This is a genomic window from Pseudomonas baetica (assembly GCF_051216495.1).
Lineage (GTDB): Bacteria > Pseudomonadota > Gammaproteobacteria > Pseudomonadales > Pseudomonadaceae > Aquipseudomonas > Aquipseudomonas baetica_B.
Genome location: NZ_JBPKAM010000026.1, coordinates 14449 through 38614 on the forward strand (window position 1 = coordinate 14449; position 24166 = coordinate 38614).

The following is a 24166-nucleotide window of genomic DNA, read 5'->3' on the forward strand; positions in this document are numbered from 1 at the left end:
GTGTTTTTGTTAAATAGATGAAACACACTTCTTAGTTATTTTACAAGTCTTGGTGGTGGCATCTTTAAATCGTTTCATTTACGAGCGGGTGTCCTCTTACTTGAGGTAAACATCATGGCCGGAACGCCTGTCAGTGATACCGTCGGTTCAATGGACGAGGGCGCTTGAATCCGTTGCGGGCGGATCATGAAGGGGATGAATACGATCATGCCCCTGTTGAGATAACACTCGCAATATGGGATGAGTCCACTGATGACTCCATTTGAGCAGTGAGCCGGGGCCGCGGTCCGGCGAAGAAACCGCGGCGACCGATCAATCAGGCGGCGGGGAGCAGGCCTTTCTGTTTGGCGACATGGGTTGCCAATGCATCCATCAGGTCTGGAGACAGGCAATCATAGGGCTCAAGGCCGAGCGAGCGCAGGCGCTCACGGATTGCCTTCATTTGCCCTGGTGGCGTGCCGGTTTCGATGAGCGAGGAGACGAATGCCGCGAAGCCTGGTGCTGACCATCCACGCTGGGGAGAAAGCTCGGTGTGGACGAAGTCCAGGCCATAAAATGCATGGTCCTTGTTCTCGATGCGCCCGAAAAGATGAGCGTGGCATTGCTTGCAGGCGTGGCGCTGGACCGTGGCGTTTTTGTCGACGATTTCCAGTTTTTCACCGTGGGCGGTGACGCTGACCTTGTCCCGGGGCACCACGGCGATGACGGCGAATAATGCATCTTTGGGTTTCCAGCACTTGCTGCAGCCGCACGCGTGGTTATACGCGGTTTGTGCGTCGATCTTGACTTCGACTTTGTCGGTTGCGCACAAGCATTGCAGGGTGCCGCCAGCGAAATTCGCTGCAGCGGGTTCAATACCATTATCCAGCGAGGGGTGAAGCTTCAGGGTGTTCACGTTGGCATCTCCCATTCAGGGTGTCAGACAAAGTGCCTGGGGTTTTACCCAGACATCACCGTTGAAGAACGGCCGTGCACTAGCTTTCAGGCTTCCATCCTGGCGGGAATGGAAAGGCGCCTGTTCACCATACTAGTACTACCGGAGACTGCCGACCGTACTTGGGATGTACCGGACTTAACTTGCCGACCTGCGGACTGATGTCTTGTGTAGGAGCGAGCTCGCTCGCGATGGTCGTTAACGATGACGCGTGTTGACTGGCTCAGCGCGGCGCTCTTGAGTTCATCGCGAGCAGGCTCGCTCCTACCGTTACGGTAAGCGGTCAAATAGCGTTGAAGCGCTGAGCGACCGGCAGGGCCGCTCAGCTGAAGGAGGGGTCAGAAGAGGAAATAGGCAGAGGCGGTAGTCTGATTCAGGTCGATGTTGCCGACCTCCAGTACTTCATATTCAGCGCGGACACCGATGTTGCGAAACACATCGACTTCGATGCCGGCGCCGTAAGTCAGGTCTACGCCGCTGTCATCATCGTTGACGTTGCCGTCGGCATCCCAGGCATGGCCACCGACGCTGCCGAACAGCCGCACCCGGTCGCCCAATGGCACGCCGAGATGGACGGCGGCTTGAACCGATTTACCATCGAAATCAAGATTCTTGTCTTCGAATTGGCCCAGATCAACGAAGGCGCCCTCGAATGCCAGATAGCTGTTGAGACGATAGCCCGCGTAAGCTTTGTAACTGTTATCTTCATCGCTCAAATGGGATTTGTCGGTTTCGATGTTGGTGACACCGGCACCCAGATAAAAACCCCTGTCATCCGCGATTGCCTGCAAAGACAGCAAAGACAGCAGAGAAACAAAGCCAAGCTTTCGAAATAGCATTTGAAATGGAATCCTTTTTACAGGTTGTCGATTGTGAGGTGCTGGCAGGAATTTGGGTGATGGCGCAGATTGATGGAAGTCATTAATTGATATTCATGAGTGGTGTTAAACCCATTCGGAATTAATGTTTTCCGAGCATTGAAAGTACCGCCTGGCCAGGGCATGAACAGGAAGTGCCGGCTCGATGAATGAGCGTCTGGAGTTGTCAGTGCCAAAAGTACCAATATCAATACGGTGTCCGGCCGACCGTAGCTTTTGGAACTGTGTCGCTGCGCCTTTGTGATCCAACAGGGCACTTTCAGCGATTTCAAAGACGATGGCCGAGGTCGGTATGTTGTACGTGGCGATGATGCTGGCAACAAAGTCGGCAAAGGTTTCGTCGAGAAGATCCTGGGCGCTAAGATTGACGGTGATGTAGAAGTCCTTGCATGCCCAGAGATAGGTGCTGTAGTCCTCTGCAACTCGGCGTATCACTGAGCGCGTCAGCTCGTTGGTCAATCCGGAGTTCCCGAAGGGAGCGGTAAATGCATTTGCCGGAACGGCGACGCCTTTGGAACGCCAGCGGGAATGTGATTCGGCGCCGACCAGATGCCCCTTCCTCAAATCGACAATCGGTTGGTAATGAACGTCCAGCTTGTCGGTTCTGATTGCCTTGCGAAGCCTGAGAACGGTAGAGGAGTGATACCGTAGTGTTTTCCAGGCCATGTAAAACAGTGCCGCCAATATGAAAGCCAGGGCCATGAATAGCTTCCATTTCAGGACCGTCAGGTCACTTAACTGAAGCGTTTTATTCAGGCTGCGCTCGACAAGTCTTTGTACGAGCCGGTTGGCAGTGAACCATGCGAGTAAAGCCACACTAGCCGTTGCACATAACACTAACGCGTGCCTTTTGAACAAAGCCTTATATGCAGCAATCATAAAAAATCCCAAAGATGAAGTGGCTTGATATGGATTTTTAACTGTTAACCAACCAGGCCAACGCGACACCACACAAGTAGGCGGCGACACAAAAGAAGATTTTCTGCTTGAGCGGCGGTGAATTTAATCGAAGGCGCATGTTGGTTCCCTTGGCTTAAAAAAAACGGTGTTGGTCATTAAGGTTGTCGGGTGAGCAATAGGCCGTCGCCTGAAATAATCAGCGGTTGGACGCCAGCAGTTTTTCCGAATTGCGCCTGGAGGTTTCCGATGGCGTTTCCCCATAGGCATCCTGATACACCTTGGAGAACCGGCCCAAATGGTGAAAATTCCAATACATTGCGGTTTCTGTGACCGTAGGCCAGGTGTTGCGAATCAAGTCCCGACGGACATTGGCGAGTCTTAGGTTTCTGATGTAAGCGATGGGTGAAATCCCGAAAGTCTCGACGAAGCCAAGATGTAAACTCCGGGCTGAGGTCTCGAGCTGTTTTACCAGCGACTTCATGTTCAGCGCTTTTTTGGTGTTCTCATGGATGTGATTGATTGCTTTTACTGCGACGACTCTCCTTGTCGGGGATTTAAGTTTGGCGCGCCCCGTCGGTGTCAGCGCCTGCAGGAGTGACATCAACAGTGCGCTTTCAATATCAAGGGTTTGAGACGGGCTGTGTTGTTCAGCGGTACGGCCATTGATGTTCATGAAGTAGGCGTTGATGACTTGCGTGGCCGATTGCACCAGTTTGAAGCTTGCAGCCTGAAAGCTGTGTTTGTTTCGATGGGCAAGCACATCGATCATTGATTTTCTATCAAGACATTCAGCGTAGCGTTCCAACGTCGTCGTCAGTGTGAGCAACACTTCATTCGGTTGGCAGGTGTAATGCACCGGTTCGCCGCTATACAGCACGATGACTTCATTGGGGCGTAACTCATGATTATTGACAGTGGGGCGTCCAATGGGCGCCTGTGAAATGGCAAAGGTTACAAAACCATCAGGGACAGCACTGGTCAGGGTGACGGCTGAGTCGAACTCCAGTCGGCTGCATTGGAGTGTGGGCGTATGGATGATTTTATACTGGCGAATCCTTGCTTCACGCTCTGCCGGAATGAGGCTCATCTCCCAGTGACCGATGGTTCTATCGGGTTGGTCCGTGGGAATGGACGTGGCATGAAAGACTTCGTCAGGGATCAGGGGGCTCATGGGGTTTGAACGCTCTTCAGCTAATGGGCAGTACTAAGAAATTCTCTGGCGTTTATGTCGATGAATCGGGGGTGAGCGTCAGCGCCGCTGTAAATACGTAGGTATCGCTCAAGGGTATATCCAACAGGCTTTGAAGTTTACACGGTTCTATTTTCGATCCAAAGATTGCCGTTTTTTGACAACCGATGGCGGCGGCGTCAAAGGCAAAATAATCATTGACACGATAGTTTGTGCAAATTTTATAACTGAAATGATCGCCGCCCAGCTTCTTCTTGTTGCTTTCAATTTGCGTCAGGTCGACGCTATAAAGTTCCTTGTATCCAGCCATGGCTTTAACTGAGAGCAATACACCAATCGATACGGTTGCAATTTTTTTTAGCAGCATGACGAGCTTTCCTTGTAAGTGTTTTTCGGTCTGAACTGAATGTCAGTTGCCTTGCTGTCACAGACGGAGCCCGCTAATAGTCGCGTTGCCGAGATGCTGGCTAAAGTCAAAAAGTCATATTTTCAATGATCAAGTGACCTGTTGATGAGATTGCCTTGTCGGCTTTCAATCGGTTAGTGCAGGGCGGCAGGGGGCGCGCCCTTGATAGCCGCAAGCACGTGATTTTTAAAGCAAGGAGGGGCTTTGATTCAAATCAGAAATTATTATTTTTATTATTCAAAAAAAACATCGGGGACGAAGCGGTATCAACCCTTGATGCCGGGTTGATTTAGCGTGAGATGGCTGTCAGTGATTCATGCAGCGCAAGCGGCCGAGTTCATGCACATAAAAGCAGACGGCGTTTTTATCTGAAACAGGTATGAGTTCATAATTCAGGACAGCGCCTTCCTGGAGAACGTACTGGCGTCGAAAAAACAGATCCGGGGTTTTTTCGATGGCGAAGAGTTCATTGTCCTGGCTGAGTTTCACATTATTGATTTTTATCTGGACATGATGATTGCTTTCCCGAATGACATTTGCCGTGATAGTCGCGTTACGTATTTGCCCGTTCAGGTTTTCCAGGGTGGTTTGCGTCAATCGGCCATGCCCGATGGTCAGGTACTCTTCAGTGTTGAGCTGATTTGAATCTTCGAGCCACTGGCGGGTGATGGTTTGATAACTGGTATTTTCCATGTAATAAGAGGGTGAATAAAACAAAGAAAAAATACAGGCGGCGTTGATGATCCCAAGCACAATCCAGTGAGTCAGTGAAGGTGTTGTCAGCTTCATAGGGTCGTCTCTAAACATTGCCGGATCATCAGGGCGAGGTCTTTTTGATCGCTGTTCAATTGTAAGTTTGCGGTGCTCGAGTCCGGACGGACGCACGAAACGGAATAGTTTGTCTTGTAGAGGTTCAACCAGACTTGCCCCTTCAAGTTGGGTGAGAACTGTTGAACCTGTTTGACCGAGTAATCCCTCAGCGATTGAGCCTCAGCGACCGTGTGGCCCACAGCATGAATTTCCAGTTCGTTCTGTTTTACGCTGGAAATCTCGATTTTGGGCGTGTCGAAGCCAGAGTGGAAACCGGTGTAAGCACATACACCCAAGGTCAAGACATAGCCGATGACATGGGCTTTTGTTATGTAGCTGGTTTTTTTGGGTTTTACTGGAAGTGGCGGCAGCGCATTACCTTCAACAGGGAGCAGTTCTTCAACCACAGGCACGGGAGATGGCAACGCTTCATCTTCAAGCATTGGCGACTCGGTCTGGGCATCGACTACATATTGACGGTTGAAGCAATATCCTCTTCGAGGAACCGTCATCAGGATTTCGTGATCCCGGCTGTCGTTAAGTATGTTCCTGAGGGAGAAAACGGCCTGGTTCAAGCTGCCGGAGGCGACGACGCGGTCATTCCAGGCGTAATCGGTGATTTCCTCACGGCTTTTGGTCTGGCCGGGCTCCATCAGCAGCAGGTCCAGTAGACGCGATTCGGCTCTGCCTAACGTGGAGGTTTGTACATCTCCATGGGATGTCGTGATGGAAAGCGAAGCGGTATCCGGGTCGAAAAGGGCCATGGCACCATTTTTCAACTTGAAGGCGTAGCGCATGGGAGTCCTCCGTTCAGTTGGTTCTGGCTGAGTATACAGACGGTTTCAAAAGGCTGGATTGAAGCAATACAGGCTGGTCGGGAAGATGAACGGCTACGAGCGGGCAAGCGTGGAAGGCGCGATCAGGCCTTCCAGACAATGCTGGAATGGCCCATCGGAAATGTCACGGGAGTCAAGCAAGGGGTATCCACGGGGTTTCAATCGGGGTGGGCATGATGCGTTGTACAAACAACCTGCGCTATCCGAAAACTGCAAGGTAGCGGCCTATGTGCCTTACCGGGCATGCGCCCCTAGGCCGGGGCAGTGGAATAAGGGGAAGGCAGGTTTGGATTTAGGGGAGGGCGAACCTACAAACATTCCAATGCAGCGCGCTCAAGGCGGGATGTCATCAGGATTGAGGCTGGCAGTTGGCGCTCATAGACATACACCTTGGCACCGTTCCCTGACTTGTACGTCTCAAGCACGTTATCGACGGCCACTTTGCTCGACACCACAACCCTGTAGCTGCGATTGCTGTTGGACACGACAGGGTTGAGGTTGCTGTCTTTCAACTTCGGTTCAACGCAATCGACATATTGTTCCGGCGACTTGTCTGTTTGCAGGATTGAGGTCGGGTTATTCGCAGAGAACGTACAACCGGTCAATAGCAAGGTGGCAAAGGCCGCCATGGGTAAATACGAGGGACGCATGGGTAGAGTGCTCACGTTCGGTATGTTTAGCGAAACTCGATCGGTTTCGCAGGGGTCAAGGCAAAACGTTGTAACCACGCTGTTGCAGGCAACTGGTGTACGCGGAGTTGTTGGCGGTGATGTTTTGCTCGTTGTTGGCGAGGTTCTCCCGGCGTTCCTGACGTTGTCGTGATGCACCGATCACCGCGCCTGCCGCTGCGGCACTGCGCGCACGGTTCTGGCGATAGTCCTGTTTGACATCGTCGTCGATATGGTCGTAAACGTCGTCATATTGCCGGCCGCGCACCTGCGCAGCCGTGGCACCGGCGACCGCGCCCATGGTGGCGCCTTTCACCCGTCCACCGGTCGGCACAGTGTTCTGGGTCGGAAATTGAGCATTGGCCTGTGCCTGGCAGGCGTTGGCGTCTTGCTGGATGGTCTGGGACGTCTGGTTTTTCAGTGGGACCAGCGTTGCGGCCAGGGTTGCGGAGCTTGCCAGTAAAACGCTGGCCGCCAGGGTAAGGGTCGATACTTTCATAAGGTTGGACTCTGCCGTTGCGAAACCCCATGCCCGTCTGCTCGCAATGCGATCCTCTGACGATGGATAGCACGTCAATCAACGTTGGCCATGGGGCATCCGGTGTCGGTTATTGCTTGGAAAGCATGGCCTGCATGTCGGTCGTCAGGGTTTTGAAGGCGGCCTTGAAGTCATTGGCAGCGATTGGCTGACTGGCGTTGTTCAACGTTTCGCCGAACACCTTGCGTACCACTTTGGCGACCGGCAAACCGGTTTTGGCATCGATCAGGTCGGCTTCGAGATACAACTCGGCCGTCTGGTCGCGATGACCGGTGGCTGCTTGTGTGGCACCGACGACCGCCGCGACCGGTACGACTTCATACCAATGCATGCCCTCGTTGGAGGCACTGATATCGGTGATCGCCGCCTGCAGGATCAATGTCCGTGAACCGGCCGGCGCTTGTTGCACGTTCTCGACGATCTTATAGGTGGGGGCCATGGCAGTGCGAACGCTGTCGCTGGCCATGTTCTGCACGTCCTCCAGGGTTTTCAGATTGACGCGTGCAGTCGGAATGGGCGCGGGATACAACTCAACCTGGTTGAACACGACGGTGGAATAGGCGTGAGGGTCAAACCCTGGCGCGACCCATCGCATCACCTTTTGTTCACTCTTGGTGGTTTGCTCCTCAAGCCCCTGATAGTTCGGTAGATAGCCCGAGTATTGGTCTTGCTGCGTCACCTTCGAGACACAACCGACCTGAAACACACAGCTCAAGGCAATCCCTGCAATCCATCTATTCGACATGCTCATCTTTTCTGTTCTCAATTAATGAAAGTTGTCGTCCAGGTTCCAACCTGGCCCCCAGTACCGGCCGCGCTACGCAAAGCATTAGCCTGCACGTCGGTCAATTCGGGGGGATGCTGCTGGGCGGGGCCGGAAAATCCGAATCAATAACTCTCAAAAACCGTTAATCGCCACTGGCCTGGCGGTCAAACCCGCTTTCTTCATGATTTTTCAGCGTTTTTCATCGGAGCGGGCCGTCCGAGTCAGGGTTTTTCACAGCAGCGGCGCTCTCGAAAGGGTCTACTGCCGGGTCAAATCTCCGACGTGGGTCGGGGTAGTGTCCGCAGGAGATACCATGAGCCTGGAACGTCTGAGCAAACTCATTTCGGCAGGATTCAGCGTGATGTTGGTTGCATGCGTGGTGACCTTGACGCTGAGTGAGTACTACCTCGCCCAGCTGGCCCATGCCACTGAACGACGTCATCGCACGACCCTGGTGATCACTCAGATCGAGACACTGAGTCGTGAACTGACCCAATTGGCTCGCCTCTATGGCAGTACGGGTGAACATCTGTTTCAAACCCAGTATCTGCAAAAGTGGCGAGAAGGTCGCACGTTCCAGGAGGCGAAACTGGAGTTACAAGCCATTGGCCTGAACGAATCCGAATCCCGGTTGCTGGCCAAGGTCGAGGCCCTGGATCTGACACAAACGGATATGGAGCGCCGGTCAATGGACCAGTACCGCCGCTCGAGGGACGGGTCGTTGCTTGCCGAGACTACCTACATCAATGTCGAGTGGAGTTTTTCGGAGGCGCTCAGTCAGCTGAAATATTCCCTCAGGCAACGGGTGATCACCGATTTTGAGAACGCCTGGAGCAACGCCATGATGGCCAGCCGCTTCAGGGCCTTCATGCAGCTGATGACATTGGGCATCAGTTTATTGATCTTTCTGGTCGTCCTGCGTCGCCAATTGGTCAAGCCGCTGGTGACACTCGCCGAACGCATCCGACGCCTGCATGTGGGGGAGTGCGTCGAAAAATTGCCGAAATCTCGCGGATTGGCTGAAGTGGTCACACTGGGAGAGGCCTTCGATGCCTACGTGGAAATCAATGAGGAACTGCGTCGGCAGCATTGGGTCAAGACTCGCCTCGGCGAACTGGTGCAAGCGTTGGAGTCCTGTACCCATCGGGAGGTGTTCGCCGCGACGCTGCAACGGTGGCTAAACGAGTGCCTGGGTTGCAAGACAACGTTGCTGTTCGATACGAATGTCGTCCTGGAGCGTACCGGGCAAGTGCATTACAGCTTGCCGCTGCTGCAAGAAGGGCAGCAACTGGCCAGCCTCGAACTGGATTTCGCTCAGCGCCCGGACCCCGCCCGCATGAGGTTGCTGGACCGCTTGCCGAGTCGACTTGGCACTTTGCTGAGTCTTTTGCAGCAGCGTGAGAATAATCAGCAGTTATTGCATCAGGCCCGGCGCCAGACCCACCAACTGGAACACCAGGCGCTGGTATTGCAACAGCGACAGGAGTCCCTGGAATCCACTGAAAGCTGGTATCGCGGCATTGTGGAGTTCGCGCCCAAAGCCTTGCTGGTGTTCGACGAACACGGTGTGATCATGGCCAACAAGCAGAGCGAGGCAACCTTCGGTTATGCACCTGGCACCCTGATTGGCCGGACCTATCGAGCGCTGGTGCCGGAGCTGGAGCGGGTTCGCGTCAGTCAAATGCTGGACACCATCGAGATCATGGCTCATCGAGCCGATGGCACCGAGTTTCCTGCTGAATTACATATGTGTTTGTTGCCACCGCGAGAAGAGCGAGGCCTGTGCCTGTGTGTAGCCGTCCACGATCTGACCCAGCGCAAAGCGGGTGAGCGGCACTTGCTTGAAGCCCACGAACGACAACAGGCAATCATCAGCGCTGCGCCCTATGGCATCGCGCTCGTACAGGGTGGCTTGATTGTTCAGACCAATGCACGGCTGGATGAACTGTTGGGCTATGCGCCGGGCGAACAGCTGCAGCGCTGCGCATTGATGTGGATTGATCATGTCAAGTGGGCAGAGTCACTGGTGGAACTTGAAGCCAATGTGCGCCAGACACTGGATCGCGGTGAAACCTTTCAACAGCAGATGCAGCTTTGCCGCAAGGATTCCAGCACCTTCTGGGCAAACGTCAGTGCACGGGCCGTTGCGCCCGGCCACCTGTCGACCCATGGTTCTATCTGGATCATCGAAGACAATTCCGCCCAGTACGCGGCCGCGACCGAGATGCTTCAAGCCAGACAATTGGCCGAGGAAAGTTCACGGATCAAGGCCGAGTTTCTGGCCAACATGAGTCATGAAATCCGCACGCCGATGAACGCCATTATCGGTATGACCTATCTGGCCCTGGAAACCAAGCTCACCAAGCGTCAGCGTGATTACCTGGCCAAAGTACAAAGGTCCAGTCGGCACCTGCTGGGTGTCCTTGACGATATCCTCGACTTTTCCAAGATCGAAGCCGGCCAGCTGCAATTGGAGGCACGAGACTTCAGCTTGGCTCAACTGCTCGAAGAAGCGCTTGATCAAGTCCATGCGCGCATTGACGAAAAACAGCTTGGATTGCAGCTCAATGTTGGCGCCGAGGTGCCCGAGCTTTTATGTGGGGATCCGCTGCGGTTACGGCAAATATTGCTCAACTACCTGAGTAATGCGGTCAAGTTCACTGAACGTGGGGAGATCCGGGTCGAAGTGAACCTGCGCGAAGCGAACGAGCATGATGCACTGCTGCACTTCAGCGTGACGGACACCGGTATTGGTCTTTCGCCTTCACAGCTAAAGCAGATGTTTCAGAGTTTCCAGCAGGCCGATGCCTCCACGACAAGACGTTTTGGCGGCACCGGCCTTGGCTTGGCGATCGCCAAACAGTTGGTCGAAAAGATGGACGGTCAGGTCGGCGTGCAAAGCGTTTTGGGGGAGGGCAGTAGCTTCTGGTTTGAGGTCCGTCTGCAATTGGCCCAATGCAAGGTGCTGGATTGCCAGTTCACCGAGGAGTGCTTCAGTGGCTGGATGGTTGCGCAAGGGACGCGCATATTGTTGGTGGAAGACAACGAGTTGAATCGCCAGGTAGCCGCCGAATTGCTGCAGGCGGTGGGCTGTAGCGTCGACATCGCGACGGATGGCAGTCAGGCTCTGGACCGACTGAAGGACGGTCGCTATGACCTGGTGTTCATGGATATGCAGATGCCGGTGCTCGATGGGCTTGGCGCCACGCGCCTGCTGCGACTGATACCGGGTTTGAGCACGCTGCCGGTGGTCGCGATGACCGCCAATGCCACGCACGCCGATCACGACGCTTGCCTGGCCGCCGGCATGAACGACTTTGTCAGCAAGCCTGTTGAGCCACAGGCGCTCTATTCGGTGTTGCGACGATGGCTTGAAGAAGTGGAGGCGATCCCCGCGTTTACGCTGGCACCGGCCTGCGTGCCGAACCTGATGTCAAGCGAAATGGGCTTGAAGCTGGACGGTGTGGACATGGTGGCCGGGTTGAACCGCGTGCTGGGTAAACGCAGCCTGTATTTGAAGATCTTGCATCTATATAGGGAGGAACAGCTCACCTTGCTCAAGCGTTTGAGCGAGACATTAATGGCGGGTGAGCTGGATCAGGCCCAGTTCCTGGCGCACACCTGCAAGGGCGTGTCGGCCAATATCGGCGCAGAGACTGTTGCGCAGGCAGCCGACTTGATGGAGCAAGCCCTGCGTACAAAGCGCCCCCAGGATGAACTGCAAATCTATTTCAAGGCTTTGGCTGCCCCCCTGGAGGAGCTGCTGAGGCAATTGGGTGAGCAGTTGACCGCTGAGAGCCAAACCCTCGCGCTCTCTGCAGACGGGTGAACAGTGAACGCGGAGCGTTCCTGATCAGGTGGCAGGGCGTCGTTCAGAAGATTTCATCGGTTTTCAGCCTTTTTCAGCATTCCGGGAGTGATGGTTCAGGCCATTTCAGAGCGGACTTGCAGAGGGCATGCGTTACTGCGCCGTTTTTTGCAGACGCTACTCGGCTTGGCGGGCGACTGATCGCACCCGGGATGTCCAATACCCGGATTGACAGCTTAACTCTAGGGATCGACAGCGAAATGTTTCTGACTCACCTTCTTGTCACGTGTGGACGGTCGCCATGGGCCAAGTGCTGATTGATGGACAGCTGGTGTTCGACGAAGACAACTTTCTCTTGTTTCGAGTAGACACCCCCGATGAGGAGCCCTTACGCCTGGGCGCCATTGCGAGCCGATGCCTGGCGATTCTCTTGAGATCGGGCGGTACCGTGGTGCGCAAGCGTGAACTGATGGCCTGGGCATGGGGGCAGTATGACCTGGAAGTCACCGACAACAGTCTGGCCCAGGTCATTCGGCAGCTGCGCCTGGCACTGGAGAAGCTGCAGCCCGATCGGGAGTTCATCCAGACGTTGCCACGCATCGGCTACAAAATCGCGGACAGTGTTCGAGTCCAGGAGCTGCCAATCGTATCGAAAGCATCGCCGATCACCGCGGCGTCCGCCGCTGGCAGCGAAGGCCCCATTCCTGCTTCACCGCCGCCGACCCGGGTTGATATCGCGGGCGATGACGCGCAATCGCCTTCGATCGACACGGCTAAAGAGCCATCGCCGATGTCACCAGTCATATCAGCAAGGCGCTGGGGGCTCTGGCTGACATTGCCTCTATGGGGCTCACTTGCATTTTTGCTGGGGAAATTCTGGATGCCACCCACTTCCGATGTATCCATTCCAATGTTCGCAGCCCCCGTAACGATGAATGACGTGCAGGTCCATCCGCTGCTTGCGGACTCCCAAACGCTGGTGCCGTCACTTCTGCAACCCAAGGTCGTGAACAGTCAGAAGCTGGCGGCGCGGCTGGGCATGTCGTCGGATGACCTGCACCTTTATCTGATGCCGGGACGTCGAGGGGCTGACCAGATTCTCTGTGAGGGTGAGCTTGAAGCGGCCGGCAGTCGTTGCATCGGTGTACAACAACATGACTAGACGCACCACGATCTTTGCCTGGTGCCTGGCGTTCGTTCTCGTGGGGCTGTTGGGGTTGGTCCTGGGCGTCCTGTCCAGTCGGTACAACAGCGGCCCGGACTTCTGGTGCGAGGGTGAAAGTGCCCATCGGGTGTCGTCGGCAACGCGCCCCACGTGGCTCACGACACGCTACCGATTGGATTTGAAACCCGATGAACTCAACCATATGCGCATGGTGGCGCGGCTGATCGACGCTGACACCGGCGTCAGCATTGGAACCATCCGCCGCAGCAGTGCATTCGAATTGAAACAGCAGGGACACCGCTTGCAGATCAATGTGGTGAGTGCCGTGAAGGGTGAAGCCGAAAGCACCGACCCTGAGCTGGCGAGCACGTTGGGCCTGTTTGTTTTTAAACCAGGCAGCAGTTTGAGTTTCTGGATGCGATCGCTGTCCGAAACGCGTTACCTGTTCGATGATGGGAATGACATGTTTATTTTGTGCAATAAGCGATGACACCGTCCTTTGACCTGAACGTTGGGCTGGCTCGAAGTTTCCAGAAGCCTTTCTGAAACTTTTCTGACTTTTCGTGCCCGGGTTTTAAGCCTGTTAATGCTCATGGGCATGTGAATGGATCGTCAGGGCACCCGGCACCTTGGTGCGTTCGAGCCCTCCACGGTCCAGCCACCGGAGGGTCTGTTCATAGGCACGCTGCAGCAAGGACTCGGTCTGGTCAAAGTTGAACACGGAGACATCCACGGGGCACAAGGGTGGGACGATGTGCAGGCTGGTGAGCGTGCGAAAGTGTTCGATGTCGCTCACCAGTTGACGCATGCTCATCAGATTGACGGTGTGCAGGGCCAGGGCGACCAGGCCTCGCGGCGGTTGTGTCAGGTCGCAACTCACTCCGGTGGGGATGACCACGACGTTGGTGGCTCCCAGGGAGACGGCCGTTGAAATGGGGGTGTTGCTGGCCACGCCACCATCCACCAGGAACCGATCGGCGATTTGCACACTGGGAAACACCAACGGGATGGCCGCGCTGGCCAGTAACGCCTGCTCGAGTTCGCCACTGGACAGAACCGTCTCGGCACCACTGAGCAGGTCGGTGGTGACGATATGCAGAGGTAGCGCCGCATCCTCAATTCGATGAATGGGCAGTGCCCGTCCGAGCAATCGGTTCAAGGCCGCCGGTTGCAACAGATAACCACGCCGTTTGATCAGCCCTCTACAGGTGTCGAGCCAGGAGAGGGGAAAGATGTCAGTCTTACACAGCCCGCGCCAGAAACCGGCAAGCGCCTCGACGCCATCGGCATCGGGCCTTGCGGCAAAGTAGGCACCATTGATAGCGCCGACTGAAGCGCCTACCACCATGTCGAATCGAACATCGGCCTCGACCAAGGCCCGCAACATGCCCACCTGTACCGCACCCAAACTGCCGCCGCCAGCGAATACGATTGCGGTTTTGGTCGCCATGGTCGAAATCTCTGTGCCGCGATGTATCGAATGAGTGTAGCTGGCGGGCCTACGAGAGGTGCTTACCGTTCCTGCGCGTTGTACTGGTCATCGGAAACTGATCACAATCACTTGCTGTAGTGGCGTATAGCCGCTAATAGTGATGAGGGTTATGGAGAGGGAAGAAAATGATTTCGAGATTTGTTGTTGTCCCTGCAATCCCAACGGAGACTGGATCAATGCGTGATGGAACCCGCTTTTATTGCGAGACCGCGCCCATAGGTTTCAACATCTATGACAACGAAGATAAATGTCGTTTGAAGACGACCTATCAGATTCGAAAAGAAGCCCAGGACGAGTGTCACCGACTTAACCACGAACAGTTGCGGGAGATGCTGACGGAACGAGAATCATTGTCAGTGCGTTAGGCGCTTGCCAACGTGATCGAACGGACAGTGAAGGCAATTTGGACGCTCTGCGTATTCGGAAAATCAGGATGATATGGACAACACGGCGCAGTTCGCTGATGGGCTTTATTTTTTTAGCGGTCGGCTTGGTTCTTTTTTCGGCCTTGCTATTGCTGAAGTCCGAGACCCAACGCAGGGAAACCTATTTTTCCGAGTACGTGCAAACGATCTCCGGGATTGTGCGCAATCAGCTTGATACCAATGAAGCCGTGCTCTCGGGGTTCTCGGCATTCCTGCAAGCCGTAGATCAGAGTGATACCGAAGCGACGGCCCGATATGCGGCCGTCGTATTGTCGGCCTACCCGCATATCTACATGCTCGAGGCCGCCCGCGCGGTGCCGATCGCCGAGCAATCCGCCTTTGAAGACCTGCTGCGGCGTACATGGCGGCCAGACTTCGAACTCAAGGATTTCCCAAGCCTCACTCAACAGCCAGCCCAATCCCAGGTCTTTCTCAATGAGACCTGGCCTGTGTTGTTTATGTACCCGTTACTCCCTGAATCCAGCTCGATTTACGGTGTCAGGTTAGAAACGGTCGCTTACCTTTCCTATGCGCTGGCTCGAACCCAAAGCAGCCAGAAGCCCGTGGTTTCCCCCGTGTTTTCCATGTATGAAGGCGGTAGCGCTTACATTCTGATGCAGTCAGTCAATCGGCCTGAGCAAGAACGGGAGGGCGCCAGACCCAATTTTTTTGGCAGCACGATGGTGTCTTTGCTGTTGATCAAGACGGGTTCCCTGCTTGAAGCCGTCAATCACGCTAACGTCGATCCGCTGGTTCACATAGCGGCCGTGCTGAAGACTGCCGCGGGATCTGAAAGCGATGTTTTTTCAACGCAGGTTCAACAAGCCGGCTTCCTTGATCGCCTGTTTTTGCCGCAATTGAACGACCGTGTCGAGATCCGCAGTTCATCGCAGCCCATGACGTTGGTATTCGAACGGCAGCTTCGTTTCGGCGATGTACTTACCGAAGAAATGTTGATGATTCTGTTGGTTCTCGCCGGGGCCTTGGTGCTGATGCCGATGGTATTGATCAGGCATTTCAAAGCCATGGAAAGGGCTGAAGTCGAGCACGAACGCTCTGCCTATCTCGCTACCCATGACGTGCTTACGCAGTTGCCCAACCGTTACCTGTTCGCCGAGCGTTTTGCTGAGGCCTTCTCGGATTGGGAAGAGAAGGGCATTCCATTTGCCGTTCTGTTGATCGACCTGGATCATTTCAAGGACATCAACGACAAATACGGTCATGAAGTCGGCGATCAGGTCCTGCAAGCGGTTGCACGCCGCATGCTTCAAACCAGCCGCACCTGTGACACGGTTGCCCGGTACGGCGGCGACGAATTCGTCATGCTGATCTCCAATCTTTCCGACCCCGAAAGCGCCGAGTCGCAAGCGTCGAGGGTATTCGACAGCATTGCACAGACAGTCGTGACAAGTGCCGGGGAGCTAGCCGTTTCGTGCAGTGTCGGCGTTTCGCTGTGTCCTATACATGGCCAAAGTCTCGACACATTGCTCAAGGCGGCGGATCAGGCCATGTATGGTGTCAAGCAGCTTGGGCGAAGGGGCGTGGGGATGACGGAGTCTCCACTTGTATGAGGCTTGTGCTGCGTTGAATGTCTACGTTTGCACACTCTTAAAACCTTTAACGTCGCGGCTATTCAGTGGCGTTTTTTATATGGGTTGAGGGTAGGGGAGAGAGACTTGAGAGTGGTTGCCAAGTGATTCAGGGCAACGGTCTACACTTTTCAGCGACTTACTGAAGAGAGTTGCGTATGGAGGCCCCTCATCGTTCGAATTCAAGAATTCGTCTTCTTTCGGTGTTATTCAATATCCACCCACGGCAGACGGTGTTCCTGTGTTTTGCATTGGTCTTTGCAGTGACTATTGTCCTGGCTGGCAGACAGTACTATCTGGGCTTCGAACGTCAACTCAATGACCGAGAGCACCACTTGCAATTGCAGGCCATCGTCATTGATGAGGCCATCGACAACGGCAAGAACCAACTGCGTTTGTTGGGCGATGTCGCCGAGCGACTCCTGCTCAATGATCAAAACGCACACGTTGAAACATCCATTGATGCTGCCTTGCAACAGGCACTGCAAGACCGACAGAAGCCAGTTTGGGGATTATCCGTGCCGGCATTCGATGCGCCGGTGCGATCGATCAGCGACCAGCAATTGGCGGCTATACCAGGTTTGTCGCGGGATGCCGATACCTTGCTTCAGGACCTGAGATCGTCCCGTGTCATCAGCCAGATGTTGCCCGTGCAGCTTCATTCCAACAGCGCCTTTGAGCATGTGTTGTTTATTTCGACCTCCGGGCTCGTGGTGTCTTATCCCCCGATACCCGATGACAAACTGGCCTCATTGCTGCAGGTGTACGCCGCTTCCCCACTCATGCAAAGTACGACTGTCACGCCGCAAGACCGTGTTGTGTCTTTTACGGCGATACAGGCAAAGCTGGTTTTTTCGGGCGAACGCCTGCTGTTCACTGCACCGGTGCTTTTGAATGGCGCGACTCGGGGTGCTGTCATCTTCGATGTGCCGCAACAAAAGCTGCAGGACTATATGTATACGGCGACACCACCCGATGAATTGCATGTGCTGCTCGACTCCCATGGTTCACTGATCGCTTCCAACGAAGAGACCTTCAAAGCCCTAAAAGGCAACTGGCTCAACACCCTGTCCGAAAGGGATTCAGGGTTGTCCATTCCAGCCATGCTCCAGACCAAGAAGGGTGTATTGAACGGTAGCGAGGGCTATTTTCTCTATCAACAGTTACCCGACTCCGGGCTGATGTTGGTCAACCGGATTCCGATCAATGCGCTGCGCTGGTCCGTCATTTCGCAATTTAGCACGCTGTTCATTTTTATCTGGTTATCGCTGGGGCTGCTGTTGGCCGTGACGCTGTTCGTTGTTGATCATCTGCTGCTCAGTCAGATTTCCTTGAATACCCAGCTCAAGGAGTTGGGTTTGGTCGATAACTTGACGCAACTGGCTAACCGTCGGCGCTTGCAAGCAGACTTCAAGGGGTTGGTCAGGCGATTTCAAGGCAAGCACCCAATCGCCTTGTTGATGATCGACATCGACAAATTCAAGGCCATCAATGACAACTGGGGACACTCTACCGGCGACGAAGTCCTCAAGCACTTGGCCACCGTGTGCCGCGCTCTGGTTCGCCCCCAAGACCTGGTGGCTCGCTACGGTGGGGAAGAGTTTTGTGTGATCCTGCCGGCAACGATGCTGGCTGAGGCGAGCGATATTGCCGAAAAACTGCGTAGCGGTATCGAACAATCGGTGTGCATGCCTGACCCGGTCATGATGCTGTCGACGGCGCCTTCAAGAGAGGTTCGATTGACGGTATCGATTGGTGTGGCAGAGCTGCTTGAGGATCGAGTCAAACAATTGGAAGAACTGGTGGCAAAGGCTGACCGCCGATTGTATGCGGCCAAGCAGAATGGTCGAAACCGGGTGGTCAGTGACGACAGTTTGAGCTCACGGTGACGACAGGCGCGGTTGTAAACAATCCGCCCTGACAACTCTGATAAGCCGTCAACCTCGTTTGACCGCTGCTTGCAAACACTCCACAAAACGCTGGGCAACTGGCGTGAGCAGCGTGCCCTTGCGCATGATGATGCTCATTTCAAGTGCAGGTTGTGCCTGCTCCAACGGGATCTGCCGCAACCCGAGGCTGGCGATGCTGTCGGCCAGCAGTCGCGTGAACAGCACCAGGGAGTCGGTGCCGGTCACCAGGCCCAAGGCGATGGCGAAGGATGAGCACTGAATGATTCGGCGTGGCAGCGCCAGCCCGGCATGTTCGAACATCGCCTCCATCACGCTGTGCTGGAAACCGCCCGACGGAACAGTGCTCAGCCACTGTGCGTCGGCGAGTTCGGCAAGGTGACGAGCCGTGGCCAGCGGATGTCCTGCCCGCGCCATCACCACGAAGTCCGTCGAGAACAGCGGCATGCTGATCAGGTCGTCCCCCAGCATGTCGGGCAGTACGTGGGAGACGACAAAATCCAGCGAGCCATCGCGCAGGTGCTGGGCCGCTTGGGGGAATTTGACCTCCATGAAGGTCATTTCGGCATCCGGGGCGGTTTTCTGGAATTGTTCCAGCGCTTTTGGCAGCAAGCTCAAGGCGATGGTCGAGGTGGCGCTGACCCTGACGTTGCCGCGCATATTGTTTTTGATCTGATCGAGTTCTTCCCGTGCGCGGCGTAGATCTTCGAGTATCTGGTGGGCACGGGTTTGCAGGGCGATGCCGTATTCAGTCAGTTCGATGCCTTGCACGTTGCGGGTCATCAGGACAACGCCAAGATCGCTCTCGAGTTCCTGGACGCTGCGTGTGACGGCGGGCTGTGTCAGGTTCAGACAGCGGGCGGCGGCACGCAGGCTCTTTTCTTCGGCGACGGTCACGAATACCTGTAGCTGGTTTATTTTCATGGCGTTCTCATGGCTGCCAGGTGATAAAAAAAACTGATCATACTCAAAAAAATAGGATCTTTTCAGAGCATTCGGCAATCTCTACTGTGGCTTCACACCCCGCCCGGCGGCGGCTTACAACAAAGAGCACCAACAAAGAGAAGCCAAGTGATATGGACACTACCCGACATTACTGTGAGGTCGCGGACCTCGCCGAATCGACCCAAGAGATGCGCGCGATCCGCCACCACCTGCACCAGCATCCCGAGCTCGCTTATGAAGAGCTGGAAACGGCCGCGCTGGTGGCAAGGAAACTGGAGGAGTGGGGGTATGCGGTGACCACCGCTGTCGGGCAAACCGGGGTGGTTGGCTCGCTGACCGTAGGTGATGGACCGCGCAGCATCGGGATCCGCGCCGACATGGATGCCTTGCCGATTCTTGAACAAACCGGCTTGCCGTACGCCAGCCGGCACCCAGGCAAGATGCACGCCTGCGGTCATGACGGTCACACCACCATGCTATTGGGCGCCGCCCGTTACCTGGCGCAGACGCGCAATTTCTCCGGCACGGTGCATCTTTACTTTCAGCCGGCGGAGGAACACGGGATCAAAAGCGGCGCGCTGAGCATGATCAACGACGGCTTGTTCGAGCGCTTTCCCTGTGACGCGGTATTCGGGCTGCACAATCATCCGGGCGCACCGGCTGGAACAATGCTGTTCCGCCGAGGGCCGCTGCAGGCGGCGGGCGATAACGTCTATATCACCATCAAGGGCAACGGTGGTCATGCCGCACGGCCACATCTGACGGTCGATCCGGTGGTGGTGGCTGCGAGCATCGTGATGGCGTTGCAAACCGTCGTGGCGCGTAATGTCGAACCCACGCAAGCCGCCGTGGTGACGGTCGGCGTACTGCAGGCCGGTACCGCCAACAATGTCATTCCCGGTAGCGCCAGGCTTGAATTGAGCGTGCGTTCGTTCAGTAACGAGGTGCGTGCGCTGCTCAAGTCGCGCATCACCGATCTGGTCCGGCAGCAAGCCGCCAGCTATGGCGCCGAGGTCGACATCGACTACCTCATGGGCTACCCGGTGGTCATCAACAGTGACCGCGAGACCGAATTTGCGATTGCGGTGGCGCAAGAGCTGATCGGCGCCGACAAGGTGGTGCCACATACCGATCTGCTGATGGGTAGTGAAGACTTCGCCTACATGTTGCAGGCCCGCCCCGGTTGTTTCCTGCGCCTTGGCAATGGCGACGGTGAAGACGGCTGCATGGTCCACAACCCGGGCTATGACTTCAACGACAGCAACCTGCCGATCGGTGCCGCCTACTGGGCGCGTCTGGTTGAGCGTTACCTGGCGCAGCCCTGAGCGATTCGCCCAAACCACATCCTTTGCCAGCCTCACTCAACGAGCACAACACCACGGCTGGCGGCCTTGAATGAACCTGTTTTCGGAGTTTCCCATGAACAAACTCGTCATTTCGCTCGCCCTGTTTCTGGCTGCCAGCGGCGCCCATGCCAAGGACTGGACCGTCATTCGCTTCGGGGTCGATCCCAGTTACGCGCCGTTCGAATCAAAGGCGCCCGACGGTACGCTGGTGGGGTTCGACATCGATATCGGCAACGCCATCTGTGCCCAGCTCAAGGCCAAATGCGTATGGGTGGAAAGTCCTTGGGACAGTGTGATTCCGGGGCTCAAGGCGAAGAAGTTCGACGGCATTCTGTCGTCGATGAGCGTGACCGAAAAGCGTCTGCAGCAGATCGACTTCTCGGACAAGATCTACCATACCCCCTCCAGTCTGGTCGCCAGGAAGGGCACGGACATCCTGCCAGTGGTCGAGTCGCTCAAGGGCCGGCGCATCGGCGTGGAGATGGGCTCGACCCAGGAAGCCTTTGCCAAGACCCACTGGGCGTCCAATGGGGTCACCGTCCTGTCGTACCAGAATCAGGATCTGGTGTATCAGGACCTGCTGTCGGGGCGACTGGATGCCGCGCTGCAGGATACGGTGCAAGCGCAGATGAGCTTCCTCAAAAGCGAGCAAGGTCGTGACTTCGCTTTTTCCGGCGAGGCCGTGCATGACACCAAAACCCTGGGGGTCGGCGCCTCCATCGGCTTGCGCAAGGAAGATACCGAATTGAAGCAGGCCATCAACGACGCCCTGGCTGAGATTCATCGCAACGGTACCTACGAAAAGATCCAGGCCAAGTACTTCGATTTCGATATCAACAACGGGTAGTCGAGCGGCGTGCGGGTGTTGAGGGGAGGGTGCCTGGCACCGTCCCCCCATCTTCGAGCGTACCGCCCGACCAAATGCTTATGCCTGTCTGTACAAGTAGAGATGGCTGGATTAGAGTCGGTACCACCTCGACTCACGGGTCTGTTCACGACCTGGGTCAAGGTGTGGCGAGGTTCGATACCCGCGCGCCACAAGCGCTCATGTTGGTCTTCAGGAAAACAACAATGAAAAAAACCTTTCTGATCCGCTTTGCTTCTGCTCCTTGCGTGTCTGCCTCCTGCGTCATGGAGGTGTTCCATGCCAGATAATCTTCTCCAGCTTCTCGGGCTGTCGGGCTTCAGCCTGAAGGGCTTTGGCCCAATGCTGCTGCAAGGCTCGTGGATGACGGTCAAATTATCCTTAATGTGCCTGCTGGTCAGCGTCGGCCTGGGCCTGATCGGTGCCAGCGCCAAGCTGTCGCGATCGGCGCTGTTGCGCATGCCGGCGCAGGCTTACACCACGCTGATTCGCGGGGTGCCGGACCTGGTGCTGATGCTGTTGATCTTCTACAGCCTGCAAACCTGGCTGACCCAACTGACAGAAGCCATGGGCTGGGAGTACATCGAAATCGACCCTTTCAGCGCCGGGGTGATTACCCTGGGCTTCATCTACGGGGCGTATTTCACTGAAACCTTCCGGGGTGCCATCCTCGCCGTGTCACGGGGACAGATGGAAGCGGCTACCGCCTACGGACTGACCCGCGCCCAGCGCTTTCGCCTGGTGGTATTCCCGCAAATGATGCGTTTCGCACTGCCGGGCATCGGCAATAACTGGATGGTCATCCTCAAGGCCACCGCGCTGGTGTCGATCATCGGTCTGGCCGATCTGGTCAAGGTGGCCCAGGACGCCGGCAAGAGTTCCTACCAACTGTTCTTCTTCCTGATGCTGGCAGCCCTGATCTATCTGGTGGTCACCACCGTTTCGAACTACGTCCTGCGTCGGCTGGAAATCTTCTACGCCGCAGGCACCCGTGAGGCCGTACGATGATCGAGCTATTGCAGGAATACTGGAAACCCTTCTTTTTTCACGACGGCCAGAACATCACCGGCCTGGCCATGACCCTCTGGTTGCTCAGCGCCTCGATCTTCATTGGCTTCCTGATGTCGGTGCCGTTGTCGATCGCCCGGGTCTCACGCAATGCCTGGGTGCGCTGGCCGGTGCAGTTCTACACCTACCTGTTTCGCGGCACGCCGCTGTATATACAGCTGCTGATCTGCTACACCGGGATCTACAGCATCGCCGCGGTACGTGCCCAGCCCATGCTCGACGCGTTCTTTCGCGACGCCATGAACTGCACCATCCTGGCCTTCGCCCTGAACACTTGCGCCTACACCACGGAGATTTTCGCCGGGGCGATCCGCAGCATGAACCACGGTGAAGTCGAGGCCGCCAAGGCCTACGGTCTGCGCGGCTGGAAGCTGTACGCCTACGTGATCATGCCGTCGGCGCTGCGCCGTTCGTTGCCGTACTACAGCAACGAAGTGATCCTGATGCTGCACTCGACCACCGTGGCCTTCACTGCCACCGTGCCGGACATCCTCAAGGTCGCCAGGGATGCCAACTCGGCGACCTTCCTGACCTTCCAGTCCTTCGGTATCGCCGCCGCCATCTACCTGGCAGTCACTTTCTCTCTGGTCAGCCTGTTCCGCCTGGCTGAACGTCGCTGGTTGTCCTTCCTTGGCCCGGCTCATTAATTCAGGAGGCTCGCACATGTACAAACTGACCGTTGAAAACCTGCACAAAAGCTATGGCAACCATGAAGTACTCAAGGGCGTTTCGCTGAAGGCCAAGACCGGCGATGTGATCAGCCTGATCGGCGCCAGTGGTTCGGGCAAGAGCACCTTTTTGCGCTGCATCAACTTCCTGGAAACGCCCAACGACGGCGCCATGAGCCTGGACAACCAGCCGATTCGCATGGTCCATGACCGGCACGGCATGCGCGTGGCCGACGCCGATGAGTTGCAACGCCTGCGCACCCGTCTGGCCATGGTGTTCCAGCACTTCAACCTGTGGAGCCACATGACTGTGCTGGAGAACATCACCATGGCCCCGCGCCGGGTGCTGGGGGTCAGCAAGAAGGACGCCGAGGAGCGTGCCCGGCGCTATCTGGACAAGGTCGGTTTGCCGGCACGGGTCGCCGATCAATACCCGGCGTTTCTTTCCGGCGGCCAGCAACAGCGCGTCGCCATTGCCCGGGCGCTGAGCATGGAGCCGGAGATCATGCTGTTCGATGAACCGACCTCGGCGCTGGACCCGGAGCTGGTGGGCGAGGTGCTCAAGGTCATCCAGGGTCTGGCTGAGGAAGGGCGCACCATGATCATGGTCACCCACGAAATGAGCTTTGCCCGCAAGGTGTCAAACCAGGTGCTGTTCCTGCACCAGGAGCGCGTGGAAGAGCAGGGCGTACCCGAGGATGTATTGGGTAACCCGAAGAGCGAGCGTCTGCAGCAGTTCCTCAGCGGTAACCTGAAGTAACCCCAAAAAGCGCCATCAATTCCCTGTAGGAGCGAGCATGCTCGCTCCTACAGGTTTATTCGGCGTTCAGATTCATCTGTAAATCCAGTCATTTTCCCCGCAACGGGCTAAAAACAAGCTCGATGTAAAATTCACTTGATTAAGCTTGTATATACATGATTGTATTTATACATGCCTTGTACCAACAAACCAACGCAACAGGC

Annotated in this window: 24 protein-coding genes; 11 read left to right on the plus strand and 13 right to left on the minus strand. The window is 55.8% G+C overall.

All coding sequences use genetic code 11. The annotated features are described in order from the left end of the window. Positions 1-316: 316 nt before the first annotated feature. The 5 genes from gfa to ACSFE6_RS11965 all read right to left on the minus strand — a co-directional run bounded on the left by gfa (position 317) and on the right by ACSFE6_RS11965 (position 4268). Positions 317-895, minus strand: coding sequence for an S-(hydroxymethyl)glutathione synthase (gfa, locus tag ACSFE6_RS11945; protein WP_435427794.1), 579 nt, complete (start codon positions 893-895; stop codon positions 317-319). A gap of 377 nt (positions 896-1272) precedes the next feature. Continuing rightward, positions 1273-1773, minus strand: coding sequence for an outer membrane beta-barrel protein (locus ACSFE6_RS11950; protein ID WP_435427795.1), 501 nt, complete (start codon positions 1771-1773; stop codon positions 1273-1275). A 105-nt stretch (positions 1774-1878) separates the two neighbouring features. Then, on the minus strand, positions 1879-2691 hold the full coding sequence (locus tag ACSFE6_RS11955; RefSeq protein ID WP_435427796.1) for an EAL domain-containing protein: 813 nt from the start codon (positions 2689-2691) through the stop codon (positions 1879-1881). Positions 2692-2908: 217 nt separating this feature from the next. Continuing rightward, the gene (locus ACSFE6_RS11960) at positions 2909-3883 is read right to left on the minus strand and encodes a helix-turn-helix domain-containing protein (RefSeq protein ID WP_435427797.1); all 975 of its coding nucleotides are present in this window, start codon (positions 3881-3883) and stop codon (positions 2909-2911) included. A 52-nt stretch (positions 3884-3935) separates the two neighbouring features. Then, the gene (locus tag ACSFE6_RS11965) at positions 3936-4268 is read right to left on the minus strand and encodes a hypothetical protein (protein ID WP_435427798.1); all 333 of its coding nucleotides are present in this window, start codon (positions 4266-4268) and stop codon (positions 3936-3938) included. A 155-nt stretch (positions 4269-4423) separates the two neighbouring features. On the opposite strand from ACSFE6_RS11965, the gene ACSFE6_RS11970 reads away from it, so the two are divergent. After that, positions 4424-4600 carry a hypothetical protein gene (locus ACSFE6_RS11970; protein WP_435427799.1) on the plus strand — a complete coding sequence of 59 codons (177 nt, stop codon included), beginning with the start codon at positions 4424-4426 and terminating at the stop codon, positions 4598-4600. 13 nt (positions 4601-4613) lie between these two features. On the opposite strand, the gene ACSFE6_RS11975 is transcribed toward ACSFE6_RS11970, so the two are convergent. The 5 genes from ACSFE6_RS11975 to ACSFE6_RS11995 all read right to left on the minus strand — a co-directional run bounded on the left by ACSFE6_RS11975 (position 4614) and on the right by ACSFE6_RS11995 (position 7910). Further along, positions 4614-5096 carry a hypothetical protein gene (locus ACSFE6_RS11975; RefSeq protein WP_435427800.1) on the minus strand — a complete coding sequence of 161 codons (483 nt, stop codon included), beginning with the start codon at positions 5094-5096 and terminating at the stop codon, positions 4614-4616. Continuing rightward, a complete protein-coding gene (locus ACSFE6_RS11980; protein ID WP_435427801.1) occupies positions 5093-5914 on the minus strand; it encodes a winged helix-turn-helix domain-containing protein in 822 nt (273 codons plus the stop codon). Before ACSFE6_RS11980 ends, ACSFE6_RS11975 begins: the two co-directional genes overlap by 4 nt. A 347-nt stretch (positions 5915-6261) precedes the next feature. Continuing rightward, complete coding sequence (locus ACSFE6_RS11985) at positions 6262-6603, minus strand: hypothetical protein (RefSeq protein ID WP_435427802.1); 342 nt, start codon at positions 6601-6603, stop codon at positions 6262-6264. A gap of 55 nt (positions 6604-6658) precedes the next feature. Then, positions 6659-7120, minus strand: coding sequence for a hypothetical protein (locus tag ACSFE6_RS11990; RefSeq protein ID WP_435427803.1), 462 nt, complete (start codon positions 7118-7120; stop codon positions 6659-6661). 109 nt (positions 7121-7229) lie between these two features. Then, positions 7230-7910 carry a DUF3313 domain-containing protein gene (locus ACSFE6_RS11995; protein WP_435427804.1) on the minus strand — a complete coding sequence of 227 codons (681 nt, stop codon included), beginning with the start codon at positions 7908-7910 and terminating at the stop codon, positions 7230-7232. A gap of 328 nt (positions 7911-8238) precedes the next feature. Between ACSFE6_RS11995 and ACSFE6_RS12000 the strand changes: the two genes are divergently transcribed. The 3 genes from ACSFE6_RS12000 to ACSFE6_RS12010 all read left to right on the plus strand — a co-directional run bounded on the left by ACSFE6_RS12000 (position 8239) and on the right by ACSFE6_RS12010 (position 13388). Next, the gene (locus ACSFE6_RS12000; protein ID WP_435427805.1) at positions 8239-11754 is read left to right on the plus strand and encodes an ATP-binding protein; all 3516 of its coding nucleotides are present in this window, start codon (positions 8239-8241) and stop codon (positions 11752-11754) included. 280 nt (positions 11755-12034) lie between these two features. Beyond that, positions 12035-12895, plus strand: a complete 861-nt coding sequence (locus ACSFE6_RS12005) for a winged helix-turn-helix domain-containing protein (RefSeq protein WP_435427806.1) — start codon at positions 12035-12037, stop codon at positions 12893-12895. After that, positions 12849-13388, plus strand: coding sequence for a hypothetical protein (locus ACSFE6_RS12010; RefSeq protein WP_435427807.1), 540 nt, complete (start codon positions 12849-12851; stop codon positions 13386-13388). The genes ACSFE6_RS12005 and ACSFE6_RS12010 overlap by 47 nt, the downstream gene beginning before the upstream one ends. A 93-nt stretch (positions 13389-13481) precedes the next feature. Here ACSFE6_RS12010 and ACSFE6_RS12015 read toward each other — a convergent pair whose 3' ends face one another. Then, positions 13482-14348, minus strand: coding sequence for a patatin-like phospholipase family protein (locus tag ACSFE6_RS12015; RefSeq protein ID WP_435427808.1), 867 nt, complete (start codon positions 14346-14348; stop codon positions 13482-13484). A 475-nt stretch (positions 14349-14823) separates the two neighbouring features. Between ACSFE6_RS12015 and ACSFE6_RS12020 the strand changes: the two genes are divergently transcribed. Both ACSFE6_RS12020 and ACSFE6_RS12025 read left to right on the plus strand, forming a co-directional pair. Next, a complete protein-coding gene (locus tag ACSFE6_RS12020) occupies positions 14824-16386 on the plus strand; it encodes a diguanylate cyclase domain-containing protein (RefSeq protein WP_435427809.1) in 1563 nt (520 codons plus the stop codon). 176 nt (positions 16387-16562) lie between these two features. Further along, a complete protein-coding gene (locus ACSFE6_RS12025) occupies positions 16563-18293 on the plus strand; it encodes a diguanylate cyclase (RefSeq protein ID WP_435427810.1) in 1731 nt (576 codons plus the stop codon). A 48-nt stretch (positions 18294-18341) separates the two neighbouring features. Here the strand turns inward: ACSFE6_RS12025 and ACSFE6_RS12030 are convergent, their stop codons facing one another. Further along, a complete protein-coding gene (locus ACSFE6_RS12030; RefSeq protein ID WP_435427811.1) occupies positions 18342-19235 on the minus strand; it encodes a LysR family transcriptional regulator in 894 nt (297 codons plus the stop codon). A gap of 152 nt (positions 19236-19387) precedes the next feature. On the opposite strand from ACSFE6_RS12030, the gene ACSFE6_RS12035 reads away from it, so the two are divergent. Both ACSFE6_RS12035 and ACSFE6_RS12040 read left to right on the plus strand, forming a co-directional pair. Then, the gene (locus ACSFE6_RS12035; RefSeq protein WP_435427812.1) at positions 19388-20581 is read left to right on the plus strand and encodes a M20 aminoacylase family protein; all 1194 of its coding nucleotides are present in this window, start codon (positions 19388-19390) and stop codon (positions 20579-20581) included. A 94-nt stretch (positions 20582-20675) separates the two neighbouring features. Continuing rightward, a complete protein-coding gene (locus ACSFE6_RS12040) occupies positions 20676-21449 on the plus strand; it encodes an ABC transporter substrate-binding protein (protein ID WP_435427813.1) in 774 nt (257 codons plus the stop codon). Positions 21450-21606: 157 nt separating this feature from the next. Here ACSFE6_RS12040 and ACSFE6_RS12045 read toward each other — a convergent pair whose 3' ends face one another. Continuing rightward, positions 21607-21735, minus strand: coding sequence for a hypothetical protein (locus tag ACSFE6_RS12045; protein WP_435427814.1), 129 nt, complete (start codon positions 21733-21735; stop codon positions 21607-21609). A gap of 11 nt (positions 21736-21746) precedes the next feature. Between ACSFE6_RS12045 and ACSFE6_RS12050 the strand changes: the two genes are divergently transcribed. Genes ACSFE6_RS12050 through ACSFE6_RS12060 form a run of 3 tightly spaced genes read left to right on the plus strand, consistent with a single transcriptional unit; the run spans position 21747 to position 23963 of the window. Continuing rightward, entirely contained in the window at positions 21747-22475 is a 729-nt protein-coding gene (locus ACSFE6_RS12050; protein WP_435427815.1) for an ABC transporter permease, read from the plus strand. Then, on the plus strand, positions 22472-23182 hold the full coding sequence (locus tag ACSFE6_RS12055) for an ABC transporter permease (protein ID WP_435427816.1): 711 nt from the start codon (positions 22472-22474) through the stop codon (positions 23180-23182). Before ACSFE6_RS12050 ends, ACSFE6_RS12055 begins: the two co-directional genes overlap by 4 nt. Before the next feature lie 16 nt (positions 23183-23198). After that, complete coding sequence (locus ACSFE6_RS12060; RefSeq protein ID WP_435427817.1) at positions 23199-23963, plus strand: ABC transporter ATP-binding protein; 765 nt, start codon at positions 23199-23201, stop codon at positions 23961-23963. The last annotated feature ends 203 nt before the right edge of the window (positions 23964-24166 follow it).

Coding starts and splice junctions, on each gene's coding strand:
- ACSFE6_RS11950 (WP_435427795.1), bottom strand. CDS start 1,773: ATGCTATTTCGAAAGCTTGGCTTTGTTTCTCTGCTGTCTTTGCTGTCT.
- ACSFE6_RS11955 (WP_435427796.1), bottom strand. CDS start 2,691: ATGATTGCTGCATATAAGGCTTTGTTCAAAAGGCACGCGTTAGTGTTA.
- ACSFE6_RS11960 (WP_435427797.1), bottom strand. CDS start 3,883: ATGAGCCCCCTGATCCCTGACGAAGTCTTTCATGCCACGTCCATTCCC.
- ACSFE6_RS11965 (WP_435427798.1), bottom strand. CDS start 4,268: ATGCTGCTAAAAAAAATTGCAACCGTATCGATTGGTGTATTGCTCTCA.
- ACSFE6_RS11975 (WP_435427800.1), bottom strand. CDS start 5,096: ATGAAGCTGACAACACCTTCACTGACTCACTGGATTGTGCTTGGGATC.
- ACSFE6_RS11980 (WP_435427801.1), bottom strand. CDS start 5,914: ATGCGCTACGCCTTCAAGTTGAAAAATGGTGCCATGGCCCTTTTCGAC.
- ACSFE6_RS11985 (WP_435427802.1), bottom strand. CDS start 6,603: ATGCGTCCCTCGTATTTACCCATGGCGGCCTTTGCCACCTTGCTATTG.
- ACSFE6_RS11990 (WP_435427803.1), bottom strand. CDS start 7,120: ATGAAAGTATCGACCCTTACCCTGGCGGCCAGCGTTTTACTGGCAAGC.
- ACSFE6_RS11995 (WP_435427804.1), bottom strand. CDS start 7,910: ATGAGCATGTCGAATAGATGGATTGCAGGGATTGCCTTGAGCTGTGTG.
- ACSFE6_RS12000 (WP_435427805.1), top strand. CDS start 8,239: ATGAGCCTGGAACGTCTGAGCAAACTCATTTCGGCAGGATTCAGCGTG.
- ACSFE6_RS12005 (WP_435427806.1), top strand. CDS start 12,035: ATGGGCCAAGTGCTGATTGATGGACAGCTGGTGTTCGACGAAGACAAC.
- ACSFE6_RS12015 (WP_435427808.1), bottom strand. CDS start 14,348: ATGGCGACCAAAACCGCAATCGTATTCGCTGGCGGCGGCAGTTTGGGT.
- ACSFE6_RS12020 (WP_435427809.1), top strand. CDS start 14,824: ATGATATGGACAACACGGCGCAGTTCGCTGATGGGCTTTATTTTTTTA.
- ACSFE6_RS12025 (WP_435427810.1), top strand. CDS start 16,563: ATGGAGGCCCCTCATCGTTCGAATTCAAGAATTCGTCTTCTTTCGGTG.
- ACSFE6_RS12030 (WP_435427811.1), bottom strand. CDS start 19,235: ATGAAAATAAACCAGCTACAGGTATTCGTGACCGTCGCCGAAGAAAAG.
- ACSFE6_RS12035 (WP_435427812.1), top strand. CDS start 19,388: ATGGACACTACCCGACATTACTGTGAGGTCGCGGACCTCGCCGAATCG.
- ACSFE6_RS12040 (WP_435427813.1), top strand. CDS start 20,676: ATGAACAAACTCGTCATTTCGCTCGCCCTGTTTCTGGCTGCCAGCGGC.
- ACSFE6_RS12045 (WP_435427814.1), bottom strand. CDS start 21,735: ATGACGCAGGAGGCAGACACGCAAGGAGCAGAAGCAAAGCGGATCAGA.
- ACSFE6_RS12050 (WP_435427815.1), top strand. CDS start 21,747: ATGCCAGATAATCTTCTCCAGCTTCTCGGGCTGTCGGGCTTCAGCCTG.
- ACSFE6_RS12055 (WP_435427816.1), top strand. CDS start 22,472: ATGATCGAGCTATTGCAGGAATACTGGAAACCCTTCTTTTTTCACGAC.
- ACSFE6_RS12060 (WP_435427817.1), top strand. CDS start 23,199: ATGTACAAACTGACCGTTGAAAACCTGCACAAAAGCTATGGCAACCAT.